The 19565-nt window shown below is 43.8% G+C and carries 18 protein-coding genes; 9 read left to right on the top strand and 9 right to left on the bottom strand.

The window, feature by feature from the left end:
- Positions 1 to 135 precede the first annotated feature (135 nt).
- The 4 genes from AC1DXF_RS26625 to AC1DXF_RS26610 form a co-directional block, all read right to left on the bottom strand.
- The gene (locus AC1DXF_RS26625) at positions 136 to 300 is read right to left on the bottom strand and encodes a hypothetical protein (protein WP_477451731.1); all 165 of its coding nucleotides are present in this window, start codon (positions 298 to 300) and stop codon (positions 136 to 138) included.
- Positions 290 to 760 carry a hypothetical protein gene (locus AC1DXF_RS26620; RefSeq protein WP_477451730.1) on the bottom strand — a complete coding sequence of 157 codons (471 nt, stop codon included), beginning with the start codon at positions 758 to 760 and terminating at the stop codon, positions 290 to 292. Before AC1DXF_RS26620 ends, AC1DXF_RS26625 begins: the two co-directional genes overlap by 11 nt.
- A gap of 173 nt (positions 761 to 933) precedes the next feature.
- A complete protein-coding gene (locus tag AC1DXF_RS26615) occupies positions 934 to 1326 on the bottom strand; it encodes a response regulator (RefSeq protein ID WP_477451729.1) in 393 nt (130 codons plus the stop codon).
- Between the two features lie 16 nt (positions 1327 to 1342).
- Positions 1343 to 1753, bottom strand: coding sequence for a response regulator (locus AC1DXF_RS26610; protein ID WP_477451728.1), 411 nt, complete (start codon positions 1751 to 1753; stop codon positions 1343 to 1345).
- Between the two features lie 441 nt (positions 1754 to 2194).
- On the opposite strand from AC1DXF_RS26610, the gene AC1DXF_RS26605 reads away from it, so the two are divergent.
- The gene (locus AC1DXF_RS26605) at positions 2195 to 2710 is read left to right on the top strand and encodes a hypothetical protein (protein ID WP_477451727.1); all 516 of its coding nucleotides are present in this window, start codon (positions 2195 to 2197) and stop codon (positions 2708 to 2710) included.
- A gap of 676 nt (positions 2711 to 3386) precedes the next feature.
- Positions 3387 to 5855 (top strand): TonB-dependent receptor, encoded by a 2469-nt coding sequence (locus AC1DXF_RS26600; RefSeq protein WP_477451726.1) that lies wholly within the window; start codon positions 3387 to 3389, stop codon positions 5853 to 5855.
- Positions 5856 to 5869: 14 nt separating this feature from the next.
- Here AC1DXF_RS26600 and AC1DXF_RS26595 read toward each other — a convergent pair whose 3' ends face one another.
- Entirely contained in the window at positions 5870 to 6628 is a 759-nt protein-coding gene (locus tag AC1DXF_RS26595) for a hypothetical protein (RefSeq protein WP_477451725.1), read from the bottom strand.
- A gap of 94 nt (positions 6629 to 6722) precedes the next feature.
- On the opposite strand from AC1DXF_RS26595, the gene AC1DXF_RS26590 reads away from it, so the two are divergent.
- Both AC1DXF_RS26590 and AC1DXF_RS26585 read left to right on the top strand, forming a co-directional pair.
- A complete protein-coding gene (locus AC1DXF_RS26590) occupies positions 6723 to 7616 on the top strand; it encodes an ankyrin repeat domain-containing protein (RefSeq protein ID WP_477451724.1) in 894 nt (297 codons plus the stop codon).
- A 166-nt stretch (positions 7617 to 7782) separates the two neighbouring features.
- Positions 7783 to 10899: an AsmA family protein gene (locus AC1DXF_RS26585; protein ID WP_477451723.1), complete on the top strand. Its 3117-nt coding sequence runs from the start codon at positions 7783 to 7785 to the stop codon at positions 10897 to 10899.
- Between the two features lie 193 nt (positions 10900 to 11092).
- Here the strand turns inward: AC1DXF_RS26585 and AC1DXF_RS26580 are convergent, their stop codons facing one another.
- Together AC1DXF_RS26580 and AC1DXF_RS26575 are read right to left on the bottom strand one after the other, a co-directional pair.
- On the bottom strand, positions 11093 to 11353 hold the full coding sequence (locus tag AC1DXF_RS26580) for a (2Fe-2S) ferredoxin domain-containing protein (RefSeq protein WP_477451722.1): 261 nt from the start codon (positions 11351 to 11353) through the stop codon (positions 11093 to 11095).
- A gap of 196 nt (positions 11354 to 11549) precedes the next feature.
- A complete protein-coding gene (locus tag AC1DXF_RS26575) occupies positions 11550 to 12698 on the bottom strand; it encodes a DUF3095 family protein (protein ID WP_477451721.1) in 1149 nt (382 codons plus the stop codon).
- 210 nt (positions 12699 to 12908) lie between these two features.
- Between AC1DXF_RS26575 and AC1DXF_RS26570 the strand changes: the two genes are divergently transcribed.
- Positions 12909 to 13265, top strand: coding sequence for a glyoxalase superfamily protein (locus AC1DXF_RS26570; protein ID WP_477451720.1), 357 nt, complete (start codon positions 12909 to 12911; stop codon positions 13263 to 13265).
- Between the two features lie 6 nt (positions 13266 to 13271).
- On the opposite strand, the gene AC1DXF_RS26565 is transcribed toward AC1DXF_RS26570, so the two are convergent.
- Positions 13272 to 13862, bottom strand: coding sequence for a DUF6624 domain-containing protein (locus tag AC1DXF_RS26565; RefSeq protein WP_477451719.1), 591 nt, complete (start codon positions 13860 to 13862; stop codon positions 13272 to 13274).
- 232 nt (positions 13863 to 14094) lie between these two features.
- Here AC1DXF_RS26565 and AC1DXF_RS26560 point away from each other — a divergent pair, with 232 nt between their 5' ends.
- Genes AC1DXF_RS26560 through AC1DXF_RS26545 form a run of 4 tightly spaced genes read left to right on the top strand, consistent with a single transcriptional unit; the run spans position 14095 to position 18381 of the window.
- On the top strand, positions 14095 to 14664 hold the full coding sequence (locus AC1DXF_RS26560) for a thermonuclease family protein (RefSeq protein WP_477451718.1): 570 nt from the start codon (positions 14095 to 14097) through the stop codon (positions 14662 to 14664).
- 39 nt (positions 14665 to 14703) lie between these two features.
- Positions 14704 to 17145: a penicillin acylase family protein gene (locus tag AC1DXF_RS26555; RefSeq protein WP_477451717.1), complete on the top strand. Its 2442-nt coding sequence runs from the start codon at positions 14704 to 14706 to the stop codon at positions 17143 to 17145.
- A gap of 4 nt (positions 17146 to 17149) precedes the next feature.
- The gene (locus AC1DXF_RS26550) at positions 17150 to 17497 is read left to right on the top strand and encodes a hypothetical protein (protein WP_477451716.1); all 348 of its coding nucleotides are present in this window, start codon (positions 17150 to 17152) and stop codon (positions 17495 to 17497) included.
- Positions 17498 to 17517: 20 nt separating this feature from the next.
- Positions 17518 to 18381, top strand: a complete 864-nt coding sequence (locus AC1DXF_RS26545; RefSeq protein ID WP_477451715.1) for a tetratricopeptide repeat protein — start codon at positions 17518 to 17520, stop codon at positions 18379 to 18381.
- Positions 18382 to 18678: 297 nt separating this feature from the next.
- Here the strand turns inward: AC1DXF_RS26545 and AC1DXF_RS26540 are convergent.
- The coding region (locus AC1DXF_RS26540) for an Rpn family recombination-promoting nuclease/putative transposase (protein ID WP_477451714.1) at positions 18679 to 19565 on the bottom strand (887 nt) is incomplete at its 5' end.

Raw genomic sequence — 19565 nt, 5'->3', positions numbered from 1 at the left:
CCACTCAGGATGACAGGAAAATAGGATACGTTGTAGGTAGGTTAGGTACGAAGCAATAGCAGCCTGTTTTTTTATTTTCAGACAGCTTCTACGTCAAAAGAGAATCTCACTGGGTTTAGTGTTATTAACTTAATACTAATTTAAAAGCTTATTTATAGCCTGCACCAGTTTATCGATATCAAAAGGCTTGGGAATATAAACATCGTAATTAAAATTGGCTAATGATATTGCCTGCCGGTGATAGGCCCAAATCAGGATAACGGGGATATGGTTGGTTTCCCTGGTGCTTTTAAAGCTCAAAATCAGTTGCCAAAGTCCCTTCAATAACCACATCGCTAATTTGCTTAATCTCCAGCTTTTCAAAAGCAAGCTCGGCATTTATGCCGCCAATCCGTGCATTAGTATTGGTCCTTTCCGCTATTGCAGATACCCTTTTTCCTCTCCATATTTTAAATGAATGATGTCGGCCCAGGTCGTTTTCTTTTTCGTCTTTGATTTCTTTGGGTGCTCCATAAGCATTCTCAAAAGCTTTATTGATGAATTGACACTGATCGTCAGTTACCATATAAATTTGAATACCTACAACAATGCCATTTTCTTCAATTAAAAAAAGTTCATCGAGGTTTTTTTTAAGTTTTATGGCTTTATATTTTACCTGATACTTATGCGGGGTTAATTTATCAGGTGAGCGCAACACTGGTTGATATTTTGCCAGGCTATCACCCAGTTTAAATTGCAGAAAGCCGTTTTTTATATCCAAATTATCTATGTACTGCGCGTTGCAAATCATGGGCGCCAGAAATAAAAGAAGGAAAAATAGTTTATTCATACACCATATTGAAGGGGTAATAAATATACTTATTATTTAAAAATATCAAAGTTTCTTAGTGGTATTTTTACTACGTTTAAACATGTTTATTTTTTGAATCACCCCTAATTTAAAAGCTTATTTATAGCCTGTACCAGTTTATCGATGTCAAAAGGTTTAGGAATATAAACATCGTAGTTAAAATTGGCTAATGAAATAGCCTGCCGGTGATAGGCCGAAATCAGGATAACGGGGATATGGTTGGTTTCCTTTGTGCTTTTAATGGTTTGGCATATTTTACCGCCATTCATACCGGGTAGCATATAGTCGGTTAGTACAAGGTCGGGTTTATAGGTTTTTATAGATTCAATAATGTCATCAGTATGGGTTAAACCCGTGACCGCAAAATTATTGTAAACTAAAACATTTTCAATTGTGCTTAAAATGTCGGTATCATCCTCAATTACCAAGATGCTTTTCAACATGGGATCAAGAAGTTTAGTTTCGTTAGTATTCATATTAGAGCTTTGAAGCTTAGGCGACTTCAAAAATGGCTTCGGCTTTTTGTTTGTTCATTGGTTTCGAGATAAAATCCAATACCAAAGGGTTCATGCGCGACCGTTTGATGTCTTTACTCGATATCGACGAAGATAGCACATATATTTTACTTTGCTTAAGCGGATCGATGTTCAATCTTCTGAATTCCTCCAAAAAATCCCAGCCATCCATAGTGGGCATCGTCAAATCTAAAAATATATAATCAGGAAAAAGGTGGGGGGCCGTATTGCTGATATGCATTAGTTTATCAATAGCGCTTTGGGCATTGTTACAGGCATCAATCCTGGAATTTGACATTACCCTTTTTACTACTTTTTCAAAAATAATATTATCTATCTCGCCATCATCTATTATCAATATATTGGAAGCCATATTTTTTTGATTCATCGGAATTAAACTAATATTCTGCGAAAATGTTTATCTGGGAAAAAGTTTTCCTGTAGGTTTCTGCTGCTTTTAACTATAATGATAAAGGCAGGATTATGCAGTAGCTAATTTAGTTATTTAATATTAATAAAAAAAGCGGCACCGGGTTAAAAACACCCCGTATTTTAACGGGGTGCCCGGTAGGTGTTTTAACGGGGTGCGCCGCAGGCTGTGCTGGCCCGGCGCAGCACGCTTTTCTATTTAAACCCTGATAACCGTTTTGCCACACCCAGTAATTTGGCCGTTTAATGTATTCCTCAATTAATTTAAATATCGCACATAACCAGGCTTTTCGGGGAAAGCCAACTATGAAATTTGACATTTAATACGGACAATCTTTTGTCTTGTTCTCCCTTGGCTTTTATCAAATTAATGTTTTACGTTTACTGTAAATAAAATAAAATGAAAAAGACCTATTACCTATTACTATTTGTGTTGATGATGTCGGCATCAGCTAAAGCCCAAACCAGTTGGATAACGCAAAACCTTGATGAAAAACTGTCGGTAAAATTTCCGGCCCAACCCCAAAAAACGACTAAGAATGGTTTTGATATTTATACCGTAAGGGAACCGGACAGTATGGCATACAGTGCTACGATGTTAGATTATAAAGTTGTTCTTCATTTAGACTCGGCCGCCTTAGCGCCAATGAAGGAAAACCAGCAATTTGCCGATCAATTGAGGGCCGGTATAGCGTCAAAAAAAACAAACTACACCTTTGGGGATATTACAATTGGTAAATGGAACACCTATGCTACTTATAGTATGTCCGCATCTGAAAATACCAATAAAAATACTTTATTGATTCAAATGATATTGATTGGCAGCAAAATGTACTCACTTTCATGCAGGATACCTGCTAATATGACCACCAAAAATAATGAGGTTTTTTTTGGTTCCGTCGGGATATTAAAGTAATAAAATGGCCTTGCGGCCAACCCCGGCTGCTCGGTTATATCTAAAAACATTCTCTTTTTTGATTCATTACCTGTTGGGCAAGTAGCAGGTGTTAAGTCAATAGTACTAAGTCGTAAGTCTAAAGTTATTTTTTTGAGGCTAAGATCTGTCTGTCTAAAAATAAAAAACTGATCGTTATTGCTTCACACCCGCGCGTCATGTATTGGAATTTACAAAACATTCGCTTGAACGCCGGCGACGACTCACCCGGTCGAGGCTACGCCCGACCACCCTCTTTCCACCGGAGGTGAAGAGAAGGTTTTTTGTATTTTACTTGTTGATAATAAGGTTGTTATGAAATATAAACTTCCAGGCCCCTCTTTCCGGCGAAGCCGAAGAGAGGGTGGCGGGCGTAGCCTCGCCGGGTGAGTCTTCGCCGCCACGTAATATGCATCATCATCCCTTCATTAAAAGCATAAAGCATTGATAAACCAAATTTAGGAGCTTCTTAGAACTTAAGACTTTAGGCTAAAGACTATCCGTCAGCTTATCGTTAACACGGCAATAATATGGTTAGCCACGTCATATTGTTAGGCCGTTTAAAATTTTCAATTAGATTTATTTATGTAATAAAATTAGGTTAGACTAATTATTTTTATTTGTTTTGCAATTGAAATTAAAATCGATCTGCATACGAATGAAAATATTATACCTGTTTTTAATACTTTTAATGCCATCAGTAAGCGCTTTAGCCCAATCCGGGTTGTTAAAAGGCCGCCTCACAGCCGGCAGCGAACCGTTGGCTTATGGCTCCGTTACCATAACAGGCACAACTATAGGTACCACGGCCAACGAAAAAGGTTATTATCAGCTGCAGAATATTGCCCCGGGCAATTACGAAGTATCTTTTTCGGCAATTGGGTACCTGCCCGAGAAGGCCAGGGTAACTATTGTTAAACAACAAGCCACCATTTTAAACGGCAACCTGAAAGAGAATTACTCCAAACTGAACGAAGTGGTTATAACCGGCGTATCACGCGCTACCGAGCTGCGGCGCAACCCCGTGCCTATTGCCGTGATGACCAAAAAGGAGATGAACGAGAATGTGAACAACAACATTATTGATGCCATAGTAAAAGGCGTGCCGGGCGTAAGCGCGGTTACCACGGGGCCTAATATCTCCAAGCCTTTTATAAGGGGATTGGGTTATAACCGGGTATTAACATTGTATGACGGCATCAGGCAGGAAGGGCAGCAGTGGGGCGATGAACATGGCATCGAGATAGATCAGTATGGTATTGGCAGGGCCGAAGTGATAAAAGGCCCGGCCAGCTTAACCTATGGTTCCGACGCTATTGCAGGTGTTATTAACCTGATACCGGCTGTGCCTAACGGGGCCGACAGCGTGTTGAAAGGCGACTATGTGGCCGATTACCATACCAACAACGGCATGATTGGCACATCACTTGGGCTGGCCTACAAAAATAAAGACTGGCAATATACCTTCAGGGCTACAGCCAAGGCGGCGCATGATTACCGCGATAAAATTGACGGTTTGGTTTACAATACCGGTTTCAGGGAGTACAATTTATCGGGTATGGTTAGGGTCGATAAAAAATGGGGCTACTCGCAAATAGCGGCAACAATATATGATAACCGGCAGGAAATTCCCGATGGCAGCCGCGATTCGCTTACCAGGCGGTTTACCAGGCAAGTAAAGGAGCTTGCTGCTGATGATATTAAAAACCGGCCCGTGGTTAGCAATAATGAATTAAATTCATACGCTATAACACCCCTTCACCAGCGTATTCAGCATTACCGCATTTACACCCACAACCAGGTAAAGCTGGCCGATGGCAGCAGCCTTGATGCCACCCTTGGCCTGCAGCAAAGCACCCGCAGGGAATATAACCACCCTACTTTGGCGCAGCAGGCAGGTTTATATGTAGTGCTCAATACACTTAATTACGATCTGAAATATAACCTGCCCACATTTGCCGGTATTGAAAGCACCGTAGGGCTTAACGGCATGTACCAGGCCAACCGCAGCAAAGCAGCTACAGATTTCCCGATACCCGATTATAACCTGTTTGATGCCGGGGCGTTTATCTTCGCCAAAAAAAGCTTTGGTAAGCTGGATCTTTCGGGCGGCCTAAGGTATGATAACCGCCACATCAGCTGGAATGATTTTTATGTTGGTCCTAATGCCGCTAACGGTTTTGAGCAGCAGGTTAAACTGCCTGATACGGCGGGCGCCCATTTGCAGTTTCCGGCATTTAAGCATGTTTATAAAGGCATTTCGGGCAGTTTGGGGCTCACTTATAATGTTAACGAAAGGCTGCTGCTTAAAGCCAACATTGGCAGGGGCTACCGGGCGCCCAATATTACCGAGATTGGCTCCAACGGCCTTGATCCGGGCGCCCACATTGTTTACCTGGGCGACAGGAGTTTTAATCCCGAATTTAGCTTACAAGAAGACCTGGGTATAATTTCATACCTGAAAGATGTTGATCTTATTGCCGAGTTTTTTAACAACCAGATTGATAATTACATTTACCAGGCCAAGCTAACCGACGCCGACGGTAACCCGGTAGTAATTGTTCCGGGTAATAGCACCTACCAGTACCAGCAATCAAAGGCCCGGCTTTACGGCGCCGAGTTTACGGTTAATTTGCACCCGCAAAAGCTGAAATGGTTGGCGTTTAATAATAGCGTGGCTTATGTTACCGGCATTAACCAAAACCAGCAGCTTATCCAAAAATCAAACGGGGCGGCAAAGTACCTGCCTTTTATACCACCGTTGCATTTGCGCAGCGAAGTAAAGATCACCCTGCAACAGGCTTATGGGGTGTTTTCAAAAATCTGGTTTAAAACGGAAGCCGATGCATATGCCGCCCAAAACCGGTTTTATGCCCTGGATAATACCGAAACGGCTACACCAGGCTACACGCTTATTAATATCGCCGCCGGTACAACAATAAAACGGAGATCGGAGAAAACCTTTTGCGAGGTGTTTTTCCAGGTAGATAACTTGTTCGACGTTGCCTATCAATCCAACCTGAACAGGCTAAAATATTTTGAATACTACACAGCTTCGCCCAATGGCCGCCTTGGTATTTACAACATTGGCCGCAATATGAGTTTTAAAGTGATATTTCCTTTTTGATAAAATAGGGGTTACTATTTAACCACCTTCAGCCTGGTTGATGATTTTTCAACGTCTTTAAAGTCCAGGCGAAGAAAATAACCGCATTGGCTTGCTGTCTCGCACATTTCAACATCATCTATCACATAGGTCCAGTCGCCATTTTTAAAGGTGTATGTCCAGCCTCCCTGGGTGCCCTGTGCTTCTTCAATACCATTGTTTAGTATAAGGTCGGGTTTTGTTGATGTTGGGTGCCCCTGGCTCCAGGATACATACCTCAGTTTTTGGCCAATCCTATCAATACGGATCAGTAATTTGGGCGATTGCAGTACCAATACATTCTCGTCCCAATGGTTTACTGTTGGGTATATTTTACTTTGGATTTCTTTCGTCAGCTGGTTTTTCAGGTCGGTTTCCCGCCTGGAACTATAATTAATGGCTTGTATTTGGCCATCGCTGTTTAACCATATGTCGCCATCAAATGCGCCACCGACCAGGCCATAACCATCGTGGCGTTCAAATACAACAGTATCGTTAAAGCGCTCAAACTTTTTCCTGAAGGCGGCATCAAACAACACCGGGAAATAAGCTACAAATTCGTTGGCATTGGTAATGTCTTTTAGTGGGTTTTGCCGTTTTAAGGGATAGGCGACCAATGTTGATAGTTCCTGCGCTTTATCGGCCTTTATCAACTTAAATATTTCCTTGTATCTTTTTATAATTGAAGCCGGCGCCTGGGCTTTGGCACCCGGGATAATAAATAAAAACAGGGCTGCACAGATGATTTTTTTCATGGGTTTAAAGCAAATCAATGCCGTTAAGAACGGTTTTTAAATATACATCTGTATCTTTAATTGACAAAGGCTATTTACCATTCAATCAGGAGGGATGAAAAATTCTGACATTACCGACCCGCTTTTCCGGCAGGCTGTGGAGGCTATTGAAAATGGCGATATCGGATTATTAACCACTTTGATAACCGAAAATAAACAGTTGGTACAGGATAAGCTTGACCTTCCCGAACCCGGCTATTTCCAAAACCCTTACCTGCTTTGGTTTGTGGCCGATAACCCTATCCGAAACGGCAAGCTGCCTCCCAATATTGCCGAAGTTATCCAACTGCTCATCGGTTTTGTAAAAGAATTTGCTGCCGGCACCATGCAACAACAGCTGGATTATGCCCTTGGCCTGGTAGCAACCGGGAGGATCCCCCGCGAATGCGGCGTGCAACTAGTCCTGATGGATGTACTGATTGATGCCGGTGCAACACCGGGCGGCGGCCTGGGCGCATTGGCCCACGGGAATTTTGACGCGGCCGCGCATCTCATCAATCGCGGAGGCAAGCTTACCCTTGCAGCTGCCATAGGGCTTGACAGGATGGACGATGTTATCCGTTTTACTGCCGGTGCGGATAAAGCCGAATTATTGGTGGCCTTAACCGTTGCCGGGTTTTATGGCAAACCGCACATGATAACTTACCTGCTAAATTTGGGTGCCGATCCGAATGGCTATCCGGAAAATAATGCCGGCTTTCATAGCCATGCCACACCACTGCACCAGGCCGTATATTCCGGCTCATTGGAGTGCGTAAAGCTATTGGTTGAGGCAGGCGCAAGGCTGGATATGACAGACAAGGTATATAACGGTACACCGCTTGGCTGGGCCCTGCACATGGAAAATGATGAAAGCCCGAACGAGGAAGCTAAGAGGAATTTTGCAGAAATAGCGGAATATCTGAAAGAACAGCCCCACCCAAACCCTCCCGGGAAGGAAGTGCTTTAGCATTAAAGTCCCCCCAACCGGGGGAGATTATTCACAATTTAATTGAAAAATGGTGTTCATGAAGGCTACGCCATTTAGAGGGGGCTTGTCTCTTTTTATAGTTAAACTCTGCTAAGGACACAACTTTTTGCTCTATCTTTACCGCATCCAGTCAGTTCATATTTTTATGCCCGTCACAATTAAAAAAGTACTCGTTAAAACGCTGAAAATTACAGGTATCACGCTGTTAAGCCTGTTGGCGTTAATGTTTTTATTGCCATACCTGTTTCCGCAAACCGTTACCAATAAAATAAAACAATGGGCAGGCAGCAGTATTAACGGCAAACTCAATTTCTCGGGCACAAGCCTGTCCTTCTTCAAAAAATTCCCGGCGCTTACGCTTACTTTGAATGATTTTTCGCTCAATGGTAGCGCGCCTTTTCAAAACGATACGCTGGTAGGAGCAAAGGAGATATCGCTGGCTATTGATCTTTCATCGGTATTTAAAAGCAAAATCAATATTAACCGCGTTTATTTAAGCAAAGCCACTATCAATATCCAGGTAGATAGCGCAGGGCATGCCAATTATAACGTGTATAAGGCCAAACCGGCCCAACCGGCGCAGACTACAGATACAGCCAGCGCATCGTTAGGTATCGAGCAAATTTTGATTGAGAAAAGCCACCTGGTTTATAACGATAAATCGATGCCACTGCTGGTTGATGCCCGCGATTTTAACTACAAAGGCAGCGGCGACCTGAGCAAGGACGTGTTTGACCTGTATACCCATACCGAGATAGGTTCCGTCGATTTTACTTACGGCGGTCAAACCTACATTTACCATAAAAAAGTAAATGCCGATTTGGTTACCAGTATCAATACCAAATCGCTGGCTTTCGTTTTTCAAAAAAATAATCTGATGATTAATCAGCTGCCTGTTGACTTTAAAGGCAAGTTTGAGTTTTTGAAAGATGGGTATGATATGGACTTCAGGATAAAATCTGATCAGCAGGACCTGAGTGATATTTTTACCGCCCTGCCCGCCCAATATGCCAAATGGACGGATGATACCGAACTAAATGGCAACGGGAAAATCACGATGTCGCTTGTTGGTAAGTACATAGCCGCCACCAAACAAATGCCCGATCTTGATTTCAGCATGAAAGTACGTGATGGTTATATCGCCAATAAAAACACGCCCGAGCCGGTAAAAAATCTGTACCTGAATATGGAGGCTAAAGTGCCGGGTTGTAATCCCGATAGCCTGAACCTGAATATCGATTCGGTGTATTTTAATATCGGCAAGGATTATTTCGGGTCGGTAATTAAAGTAAAAGGCGTTAAATCGCCGCAGATCTTCGCCAAAATAAATACCGAAATCGACCTGGAAAAATGGAACAAAGCTTTTGGCGTAAAGGCATTTGATGTAAAGGGCCGCTACTCGCTGCATATGGTAGCCGAAGGTAAATACGCTACAGGTATAAAGAAAACCGGCATCAGGCATCATATTGATACCGTGATTACCAGCATCCCTAAGTTTACGCTGCATTCTGCATTCAGGGACGGCTATTTTAAGTATGCCAACCTGCCCGAGGCCATGAAAAACGTAAGCTTTAACCTGGATGCCGGCTGCCCCGACCAAAATCCCGCCCATGCCACCATGGCCATGACCAACCTGAACATTAACGCGCTGAACAACTATATTAAAGGTTATTTAAAGCTAAGCAATACCGCGGGCACCCTTATTGATGCCAACCTGAAAGCGAAATTTGACCTGGCCGATATCAGGAAGTTTTACCCGGTTGATAGCATCGATTTGCGTGGCAACCTGGATGCCGATGTACAAACCAAGGGCAGGTATATCCCCGCCAACAGGATTTTCCCGGTTACCAATGCGCAGATTGATTTGCATGGCGGCTACATCCAAACCAAATATTACCCACACCCGGTTGAAAACCTGGAAATAAGTACGGCCATCAGCAACAGCACCGGCTCTTTAAAAGGTTTGAAAGTTAATATCAAGCCGGTATCTTTTACATTTGAGGGGCAGCCCTTTATGCTGAAAGCCAACCTCAAAAACTTTGATAACCTGGATTATAGCATCAAATCTCGCGGATCGTTGGATATCGGCAAGATTTACAAGGTGTTTGCCATGGCAGGATACAATGTCCAAGGGCTTATCACCACCAACCTGTCCCTTAAAGGTAAACAAAGCGATGCCACCGCCGGCCGGTATGATCAATTGGCCAACTCGGGCACCATGAAGGTGAAGGATTTAATTTTAACATCCGAGTTGTTCCCCAAGCCATTCCTCATTAAAACGGGCCTGTTTAGCTTCAGCCAGGATAAAATGAAATTCGATCAGTTTACCGCCAATTATGGTAAATCGGTTATTGTGCTTAACGGCGCCGTCTCCAACGTGATAGATTATGCCGTAAAACCCAATTCACCATTAAAGGGAGAGTTTAATTTAAGCAGCGGCCTCATCATTGCCGACGACTTTACAGCCTTTGCCAGCGGCCCGTCAACACCGAAAGCGGCCAAATCGGGCGTTATCCTGGTACCCGCCAATCTTGATCTGAACTTTACGGCCGACGTTAAAAAAGTAAAATATAACGGCCTTGATATTAATGATGCCAAAGGGCAAATGAGCGTAAGCAAAGGCCAGATAGTTTTAAAGCAAACCGGCTTTACCATGATAGGCGCACCGGTAGTGATGGATGCCACCTATGGCAGCATCAGCCCGCAAAAAGCTTATTTTGATTACCATATTGATGCCAAAGATTTTGATATCAAAAGAGCTTATAAAGAAGTTAAATTATTTCATGACATGGCCACATCGGCTGCAAATGCCGAGGGTATTGTATCGTTGGATTATAAACTGAACGGCAAGCTGAACGGCGATATGAAGCCCGTTTATCCATCGCTGAAGGGTGGGGGAGTACTCTCTGTTAAAAAGGTAAAAGTAAAAGGTTTTAAATTATTTAGCGCCGTAGGTAAAACAACCGGGCGCGATAGTCTGGGCGGTAAAAATGACGTAAGCAAGGTTGATATCAAAACCACCATAGCCAACAACCTCATCACTATTCAGCGTACCAAAATGAGGATGGCCGGCTTCCGCCCAAGGTTTGAAGGCCAGGTAAGTTTTGATGGCAAGCTAAACCTGCAATTTCGCCTGGGCCTGCCGCCGCTGGGTATCTTTGGTATTCCCATGACTATTACAGGAACGCAGGAAAAACCGGTAGTTCATTTAGGCAAGGGTAAAAAAGAGGATGAATTGAAGGAAACGCAGGAAGGGGAGTAAGCGGAGTATTTCGGAATTGGGATTTTCGATTTCGGATTTTTGCTTAAATCATCGACTTTGAACGCCCAGGCTACGCTGCGCTGAAATAAAGAGCAACGGAAAACTTTCAAGCCCCTCTTTCCTGCGCAGCAGAAGAGAGGGTGACGGGCGCAGCCTCGTAGGGTGAGTCTTCGCCGCCAGGTACACCAATTTCCTACGGTATCAAATCCATCAGCTTCAACACATCCTTAGCCTTATATTCGCTTAACCAGGTATTGCCGGGCTGGATGCTGCAAACGGGGGCAAACTTGCAGCGGTCGGTACATTCGGTTTCTATTACTTCAATTTGGCTATCGCCGTGATAATGTTTGGCGTATGAGCGGGCCAGCTTATACATATCTTTACCGCCCCTTTTGCCGCATTTACTGCCGGTGCACACATACAATACTTTATCGGGAATGGTGAATTTACTCATGGCAGGTTTTATTAAGATATGTTGATAATAACAAAGTTAACATAATTAAGTTGTACACGATTTACAAGATCAGGCGGGATTTACAGGACTTTGATTGGTTTAATTGAATAATCCTGAGTCAGGTAAAAGGGTAATTCATTCGCATAGAGACGCGAAGGCGCTGGGGTACAGAGAAACTCAATTAGGCAGAATAACTTTACTTATTCAACTTAGCCTTTATTACTTTGGCGGCCTGGGTATAGCCGCCTTCGGCGCCATCGACAAAGTGGATGTGGCCATCGTCAAGATCACGTACGTAGCATGACATTACAGATTCGCTGCTTACATGCAGACCGTAACATAGCTCGCCGTTGTTTTCCATTTCTTCCAGTACGCTTTGTAGATTCTTTCGCTGCGATAAGGTGCCGCTGATTACTGTATTTATCTTACCGTCGATTACCAGCGTGTCCGACATTTCTACAAGTTTTTCCAGGTAGTGCTTACCTTTCCTGGTGGTAAAAAAGATAAGGCCATATAAATTGGTCAGCCAGGCTATTAGCAGCTTAAAAAATGGTACCTTTCCTATACTCACCCGCATCTCGGTGCCAATACGGTTAAAGGTGGTTTTAAGCTTCAGCTGGGGTACAGATATAGGTGTCCGCTTTTTCTCATCGCCATAAACCTCATCTATATGGCACATTACTTTTCGGAAAACTTCCGGTTGCCGGTCTTCATCCGAAGCAATAACCAGTAGCGACAATACTTCGTTGGTGTTTTCGGGCGGGGCTATTTTATCCCAGCGGCATTGCATCCCGGTAAGGTCAAGTTCATTTAATTGGGCTTCATAATTTAACAATCCCTGGCTCCCTTTAATAACCTTTTCGGCATAGCTTAACCCATTGCCCAAAACAACCGGGATTGAAAACGCTTCCGAAACGCGGTATTTGGCTACCCGGAGTTTATACCCATCATCATAAACCCGTTTTATGGGCAGCGTGCCGGTACGCAGGTCAATCTGAAAATTAGTTAGGGTATTTTCCCGGTACAGCACAAGCGCCTGCATTGCTTCATCCAAAATAACCGGGGGTACCATAAACGTTGCGCCATCGCCACCGAAAAAGAAGGGGACGGTAACATTGGCCTTTAAAGCAATGTTAAGCACGGCAACAATGCTGCCCGTAGCAATCAAATTTACATTTTGCGAGCCGCCTGCAAGCACAGCCAGCGTCGAGCCTTTAATATCGGTTATGATAATATGCCAATCATCAGGGACATCCCTAAATAAATTTTCTCTGATAAAAAGATCGCCAAGCGGGATGCTGTTAACCGGCAGGCTGCTATAAAATTGATATTGAGTTGCAGACATGAGTGTATAAATATACCAACCATATTAAATTAAACCGCCCGATTTTTAGCTATCGTGTTTTTTGTGTTTTTGGCCGGTTTAACCGAATTACGAAAAAGCGTGCGGCAGCGATTAAAAAAATAAAAATATTATTTGTGTAACTCATGGGTTAGCCATAAACTTGATTAACGCATAATTAACCCTTAAAGCCACTTAATCTGAAGATATAGTATGAAAGCAATTGAAATTATCTCCATCCCGGTAACCAACCAGCAGGCCGCAAAGGCATTTTACCAAAAACTGGGCTTCGAAGTTATTGTAGAAGCTCCCTTTGGACCCAACGGTTCGCAATGGATCCAGATGGGATACCCTGATTCGGCCGTTTCCATTACCCTGGTAAACTGGTTTCCTGATATGCCAGCCGGCAGTGTACGTGGCTTTGTCATTAAAACCGAAGACCTGGATGCCGACATTGCCGACCTGACCGCCAAAGGCATCAAGTTAGGCAAGGTAGACGAAACCCCATGGGGTAAATTCCTGAACATTAAAGATCCGGACGGAAATGTGATGAGTTTGCATGCGGATTGAAACATATTAATTAAACTGCTTCACATATTCGGCCAGCGGCCCTAAATCCATTTGCTTCCTGAGTTTGTCAACCAGTTTAGGATATTTTAACGGAAACGGCGCCGATTTGCCTGTTTTAGGATCGCGCTTTATTTGGGTACCGTAAATTTGTTTTTGGTTTTTGCCTACAAGTATCCGGTCGGTTAATAAAGCATAATTGGCTTTGCTGGCGTTATTTTTATCCACCTCCTTTTTTAGCAGCACTAACACCTGCTCCTGGAAAGCAATATCATCATCACAATGTTGCACAATCGCCCAAAAATCGTTGCTGCTTTCGCCAACCTGGTCGTAGCCGGGAAAGCCATATTTTTCGATGATGAGTTTCGCTTTAACCTCATTGATACTGTCTGCTTCGGCCCATTTTTGCTGAATAGTTTCGGCGCTGTAATCCGATTTTTGGTTGCGTTGCAGCTTTTGATCCTCTATCCGCCAAAATTGGTCGTCCTTAAACATCGAATCAATTTTTTTAATTAACGCCGGGTTTAATTTGCTGGTTTGGGCATTGGCAACAAGTTCAAACCAGCCGCATAATAAAAGAAAAATTATCATTCGCTTCATATAAACTAAAGGTATAGTTAATTAAATTAAATTCAAAACGGCTAAAATTGACAGTCGTTCGATAAAATCTCAAACGTTTCTGAACCGGAGTTTATCGAATTCGGGAATTTTTAGAATCCTGCTAATTCATTAATTCGATGAATTCCGGTTCAGACAAAAAATTAAAACCGATATAAAATATACCTCCATCATCTGCATATTTGCACATCTGAAATCTGCACATTCAATTTTCATGTTCAAAAAGTATTCCTCGCTACTCCTCGTCATCGTTCTCATGCTCTGGGGTTGCAACCCCAAGCCCGATTACCTGTATAAAGTGGTAAAAATTAAAGATGGCGATACCATCGGCTTGCTCAGTAGCGATAACCAGCAGATGACCGTAAGGCTGGCCGAGGTGGATTGCCCCGAAAAAACACAGGCCTTTGGGCAGGTGGCTAAAAAGTTTACGTCGGATTTGTGTTTTGGCAAGTATGTAAAACTGGTAGGTAACGTGCATGACCGTTATGGCCGTACCGTAGCGCTGGTTATTTTGGAGGATGGCACCAATGTAAATTACCAGCTGGTAAAAAGCGGTTATGCCTGGCAATACAAACAATATTCGCAAAGTGCCCAACTTGCCGGGTACGAGCAGCAGGCCCGCCAAAACGGGCTGGGCCTTTGGGCGGATGCCAACCCGACACCGCCTTGGGAATACCGGAGGGAGAAAAAGCCGGTATACCACGCCAGTAAACCCGATAGCCTGCAACATAAACCAAAAAAACATTACCGCAAGCGCAAACCAAAGCTTGAAGAAGCGTATTAAAACCTTAACTTTATAGTCGATATCCCCCTCATTTGACTGATGAAATTTATAAAAGCGTTTTTTTCCATAGCCTTCACCCTTGCCCTCATTTGGGCGCTGCAAACCAAACTTGGTCCGCTACCGCCGATTGGCCGGTTTTTAAGCCCCGCCGATGGTTTTTGGCAAAATGCCGAGAGTAAACATATTTTAGCTTCGCGTACATTAAACCTTCCCGGGCTTACCGGCAAGGTTATTATTAAGTACGATGAAAACCGAATACCCCACATATTTGCCCAAAACGAGCACGATTTGTACTACGCCCAGGGTTATGTAACCGCTACGGAGCGCCTTTGGCAACTGGATATTCAAACGCGCAGCGCCGCAGGCAGGCTTGCCGAAATTGCAGGCCCGCAGGCTTTGGAGATTGACCGCTACCACCGCCGCATGGGCATGGTTTATGGCGCCGAAAACTCGTTGAAAGAAATGATGGCCGCCAAACCCATCCGCGAAATGATTTTGGCTTATACTGATGGCGTTAACGCCTACATTCACCAGCTTGGTCCGCGTGAGTACCCGCTGGAGTTTAAACTATTGGATTACGCCCCCGAAGATTTTAAACCCATTAACTGCGCGTTTTTATTAAAGCTGATGTCCGAAACCCTGGCCGGCGGCTCCAACGAGTTTGCCATGAGCAATGTGCTCAAAAAGTTTGGCGGCAGTGCCACCAACGACCTGTTCCCGGATTATCCTATGCGCGAAGATCCTATTATCCCCGCAGGTACCAAGTGGAACTTTAAACCGCTGCCCATCCCTAAACCATCCGGCAGCTTTTTGGCAGCTATGAATGATAGCGCCAAACGTGTTGTAAAGGAGGAGGGTATCGGCAGTAATAACTGGGCGGTTGCCGGCAGCAAAACAGCCAATGGCTATCCCATTTTGGCCAACGATCCGCATTTAAATTTAACCTATCCATCCATATGGTTCCAGCTGCAGCTTTCGGCGCCGGGGGTAAATGTGTATGGGGTAAGTTTGCCGGGAGCACCCAGCATTATATTGGGTTTTAACAACAACATTAGCTGGGGTATTACCAATGTAGATGCCGATGTACTGGATTGGTACCAGGTTAAGTTTAAAGATGATAAAAAGAACGAGTACTGGTACAATAAGCAATGGAACAAAACCACCCGTAGGGTAGAGGTAATTAATATCCGCGGCCAAAAACCTTTAACAGATACCGTTATTTACACCCATCATGGGCCGGTAGTTTACGAAGATAAAAGTAAAGCCACCGCGCACACCCCCGGCTTTGTGCCCATTGGCGATGCCTTGCGATGGATAGCGCACGACAAATCAAACGAGTTGATGACGATGTACATACTGAACCATGGTAAAAACTACGATGATTACCGCAAGGCACTTACTTATTTTAACGCCCCCGCATCAAACTTTGTATTTGCCAGCCGCGATAACGACATTGCCATAACCCCCAACGGAAGATTCCCGCTAAAATATAAAGACCAGGGCAAATTTATATTGGACGGCACCGACCCGGCCGACGACTGGCATGGCTGGATTCCCTTTGATCAAAACCCAACGGTTAAAAATCCGCCGCGTGGGTTTGTAAGTTCGGCCAACCAATCATCAACAGATCAAACCTACCCGTACTATATTAACTGGCAGTTTGCGCCCTACCAGCGCGGCAAGCGCATTAACGACAGGCTTAGCGTAATGCAAAAAGCTACTGTAGATAGTATGCGGATATTACAAACCGATGTATACAGCATCCGTGCACAGGATATGATGCCCGTGCTGATGAAATATTTGGATGCATCTAAGCTTGATAAAACCCAAACCGTAGCTTATAATACTGTGAAAAACTGGGATAAAAACTTCGCGATAAATTCAGTAGGGGCAACCATTTTTAACGCGTGGTGGCTCAAAATATATAGCATGATATGGAGTGATGATTTTGCCGGCAAAAACCTGCGGGATAATTACCCATCAATGGACCGTACCGAAAAACTGATTGCCAAAGAGCCCAATTCAAAATGGTTTGATGATACCCGCACCCCGGTTAAAGAAACTTGTACCGAGATTATAAATGCAGCATTTACCAACGTGGTTGATGATTTGGTACACAAGTACGGCCAGCCCGGTAAAGCCTGGCAATGGGGGATGGTTAAAAAAATGGAGATAGCCCACCTTACCAACCAGGAGGCACTAAGCTCCGGCAATTTTGAATCGGGCGGAACAGGCTCAACCATCAACGCTTTAAATAATGGGCATGGCCCATCGTGGCGCATGGTGGTACAAATGGGGCCCACGGTAAAAGGCTACGGTATTTTCCCCGGCGGCGAAAGCGGCAACCCCGGCAGCTTTTATTACGATGATATGCTTAAAACCTGGCAAAACGGCGAGCTGAAGGAGCTGCTGTTTATGCAATCGCCTGCCGAAAAATCAAGCCGTATTAAAACAACCCTAACCATCAGCAATCAAAAATAAGCTTATGTTATTCCTCATTATCCTCATATTATCCTTTGCAAGCGGTTTCTTTTTACCCTGGTGGGTGGTGGCCATAGCCGCGTTTTTGGCCGCGCTTTTTGCCGGCAAAACAGCCAGGCAGGCTTTTATCTCGGGCTTTGGCGCTGTGTTTATTGTATGGGTAGTGCTGGCATTGTTTAAAAGTATTCCTAACGATCATATTTTGGCCAAACGTATAGCCGCGCTGTTTCATTTACCGTCGTGGTGGTTAATATTGGTTGTCACCGGCATTGTAGGTGGTTTGGTGGCCGGGTTTGCGGCATTATCGGGGGTGCTGGTAAAAAAGGCGTTTGAAAAGGAGGAGGTGGTTTGATAACCATTAATATATAATTTATGAATACTGCGCAAGAATTACTGGATCAGGCAATTGCATTTAAAGAACAAGGCCAGATAGCAGATGCAATAGACTACTATCATCGCGTCATTAAGACAGATCCCGGTTGGGCTACACCCCATTATAATCTTGGCCTGTTATACAAATACCAATGCAATTGGCAATTATCATATAAGCATAATAAAATTGCGGTTGAACTGGATAAAGATAACGAGGCCGCAATTTGGAACTTTGGTATAGCCGCAACTGCACTACATGATTGGAAAACCGCAAGAACATCCTGGAGCAAATTTGGTGTTAAAGTAGAAATTAATGATGATGAGCCCGATCTTGACCTGGGCAGTGTCCCGGTGAGACTTAACCCTGATACCGATGGTGAGGTTGTTTGGTGCAATCGCATCGACCCGGCAAGAACGGTGATTGTAAATATACCTTTAGCCAAATCAGGCCATAGGTTTGGTGATATGGTGCTTAATGACGGCGCACCGGTAGGGTACCGGAAAAGGAGTGATGGGTCTGAAGTTCCGGTGTTTAATGAACTTCAGCTGTTAACTAAATCCACATACAAAACCTATTCGGTTAGGGCTTATATCAACACCAAGGACGACCTCAATAAGTTGGAAAAGTTGTGTCGAAATTCCGGTGTTGAGATGGAAGATTGGTCGACTATAATGATGCTTTGTAAACAATGCAGCGAAGGCACTGTGCACAACGATCACGACCACGATTTACAAGTTGATGAAGGTAGCGGACGATACATTGGCTTAGCAGCAACAAACTACGAGGCTGTACAACAAGCGCTGGCCGACTGGCGGGCTATTACTTTGTGTGAGCATTCGGCACTCGTTTTAGAATTGGAGTAGGTGATGGCTTTAAGTATTTTGAACCCTTCAACGGCTGTTTGATTTCCTAAGGGCGTAGCCCTGACACATTTTGTAGCAACGGGTCTCAACCCGTTGAACAATATAAATAATGGCAATTGAGTGCCACCGGCACGGTTCATTTTAACCGCCCCGCATCGTCATGATATGGAAACCGATCACAAATCATCCAGCCAAACCCTCTACACAACCTTGCGCTAAAATTGGGGCTCGGATTGTATCAAAACCGAAAATTATAAAGGGGTTTGGGGTTTTGAAATATAACACCCAATAAAATACTTATAGTTTCTCTATTTCTTCAATAGGGAGCTTAGTGAATTTTGCAATTTGGGCCAGTGGCAGCCCATCCTTTTTCATTTCACGGACAATTGCTATCTTTTCTTCAAATGCCTTTATACGCTCTTCTTTACGGGCTTTCGTATCGGCCTCTTGAACTGCATAATCCAGTACATTCTTGTTATCCCACTTATATTTTAAGCTGCTATCATACATGGCTTTTTCCTCCTTTGTCAAGTTTGTATATTCTGCAATACTGAATAGTTTCTCAAATATGGGCTTCCGCAAATAAACCGGGATTTTCTCCATCCGGCTCATGTTTTTTAATACATAAAACCATCTATCCAAATCGGTTTCCAGTTCGGTTTCCTCTTTTACAAATTTACTCAATTCTATATACGTATACCCCAGTTTATCGTAAAATATTTCACCTGTATCTCTGTTGCACAGGCAAATATCATGCAGGTATGTATTTGCAGGGCTGTCTTCCAGTGTAAAATCTTCCAACAGGGCAATTAAATATACTTCAGCAATGTTGTAGCCCCAGGCATTGCGCTTGCCCTTTGGTGCTTGGTCGCTTATGAGGCGAGAGGTATAAAATAAAGCCCTTTCTTTAAAATACCCTTGTTTTGCCCGTTGTACCTCAATCAAAAAACGTTCGCCGTTATCGCCTGTGCATAGCAAATCAAATATAGCAGCGCCTTCGTCTTTAATATCGCCGGGATGTTCATTTTTATTATAAACCAAATCTACAATATGCTTGCGCCCCCTGAACACTTCGTTTAAAAAAGCGATCAATAGATCCTTATTAGGTTCGCTGCCAAATATTTTTTTAAAGGCGAAATCAACTAAAGGGTCAATGTATTTCCCGGTAACAGGAGGGTTATTGG

This window comes from Mucilaginibacter sp. P2_A5 (assembly GCF_056404995.1).
Note: the sequence above shows the minus strand (reverse complement) of the source record. Positions and strands in the feature narration are given on the sequence as shown.

Bases quoted from the DNA above. Each gene is read 5' to 3' on its own strand.
- AC1DXF_RS26615 (WP_477451729.1), bottom strand. From the start codon at position 1,326: ATGAATACTAACGAAACTAAACTTCTTGATCCCATGTTGAAAAGCATC.
- AC1DXF_RS26610 (WP_477451728.1), bottom strand. From the start codon at position 1,753: ATGAATCAAAAAAATATGGCTTCCAATATATTGATAATAGATGATGGC.
- AC1DXF_RS26605 (WP_477451727.1), top strand. From the start codon at position 2,195: ATGAAAAAGACCTATTACCTATTACTATTTGTGTTGATGATGTCGGCA.
- AC1DXF_RS26600 (WP_477451726.1), top strand. From the start codon at position 3,387: ATGAAAATATTATACCTGTTTTTAATACTTTTAATGCCATCAGTAAGC.
- AC1DXF_RS26595 (WP_477451725.1), bottom strand. From the start codon at position 6,628: ATGAAAAAAATCATCTGTGCAGCCCTGTTTTTATTTATTATCCCGGGT.
- AC1DXF_RS26590 (WP_477451724.1), top strand. From the start codon at position 6,723: ATGAAAAATTCTGACATTACCGACCCGCTTTTCCGGCAGGCTGTGGAG.
- AC1DXF_RS26585 (WP_477451723.1), top strand. From the start codon at position 7,783: ATGCCCGTCACAATTAAAAAAGTACTCGTTAAAACGCTGAAAATTACA.
- AC1DXF_RS26580 (WP_477451722.1), bottom strand. From the start codon at position 11,353: ATGAGTAAATTCACCATTCCCGATAAAGTATTGTATGTGTGCACCGGC.
- AC1DXF_RS26575 (WP_477451721.1), bottom strand. From the start codon at position 12,698: ATGTCTGCAACTCAATATCAATTTTATAGCAGCCTGCCGGTTAACAGC.
- AC1DXF_RS26570 (WP_477451720.1), top strand. From the start codon at position 12,909: ATGAAAGCAATTGAAATTATCTCCATCCCGGTAACCAACCAGCAGGCC.
- AC1DXF_RS26565 (WP_477451719.1), bottom strand. From the start codon at position 13,862: ATGAAGCGAATGATAATTTTTCTTTTATTATGCGGCTGGTTTGAACTT.
- AC1DXF_RS26560 (WP_477451718.1), top strand. From the start codon at position 14,095: ATGTTCAAAAAGTATTCCTCGCTACTCCTCGTCATCGTTCTCATGCTC.
- AC1DXF_RS26555 (WP_477451717.1), top strand. From the start codon at position 14,704: ATGAAATTTATAAAAGCGTTTTTTTCCATAGCCTTCACCCTTGCCCTC.
- AC1DXF_RS26550 (WP_477451716.1), top strand. From the start codon at position 17,150: ATGTTATTCCTCATTATCCTCATATTATCCTTTGCAAGCGGTTTCTTT.
- AC1DXF_RS26545 (WP_477451715.1), top strand. From the start codon at position 17,518: ATGAATACTGCGCAAGAATTACTGGATCAGGCAATTGCATTTAAAGAA.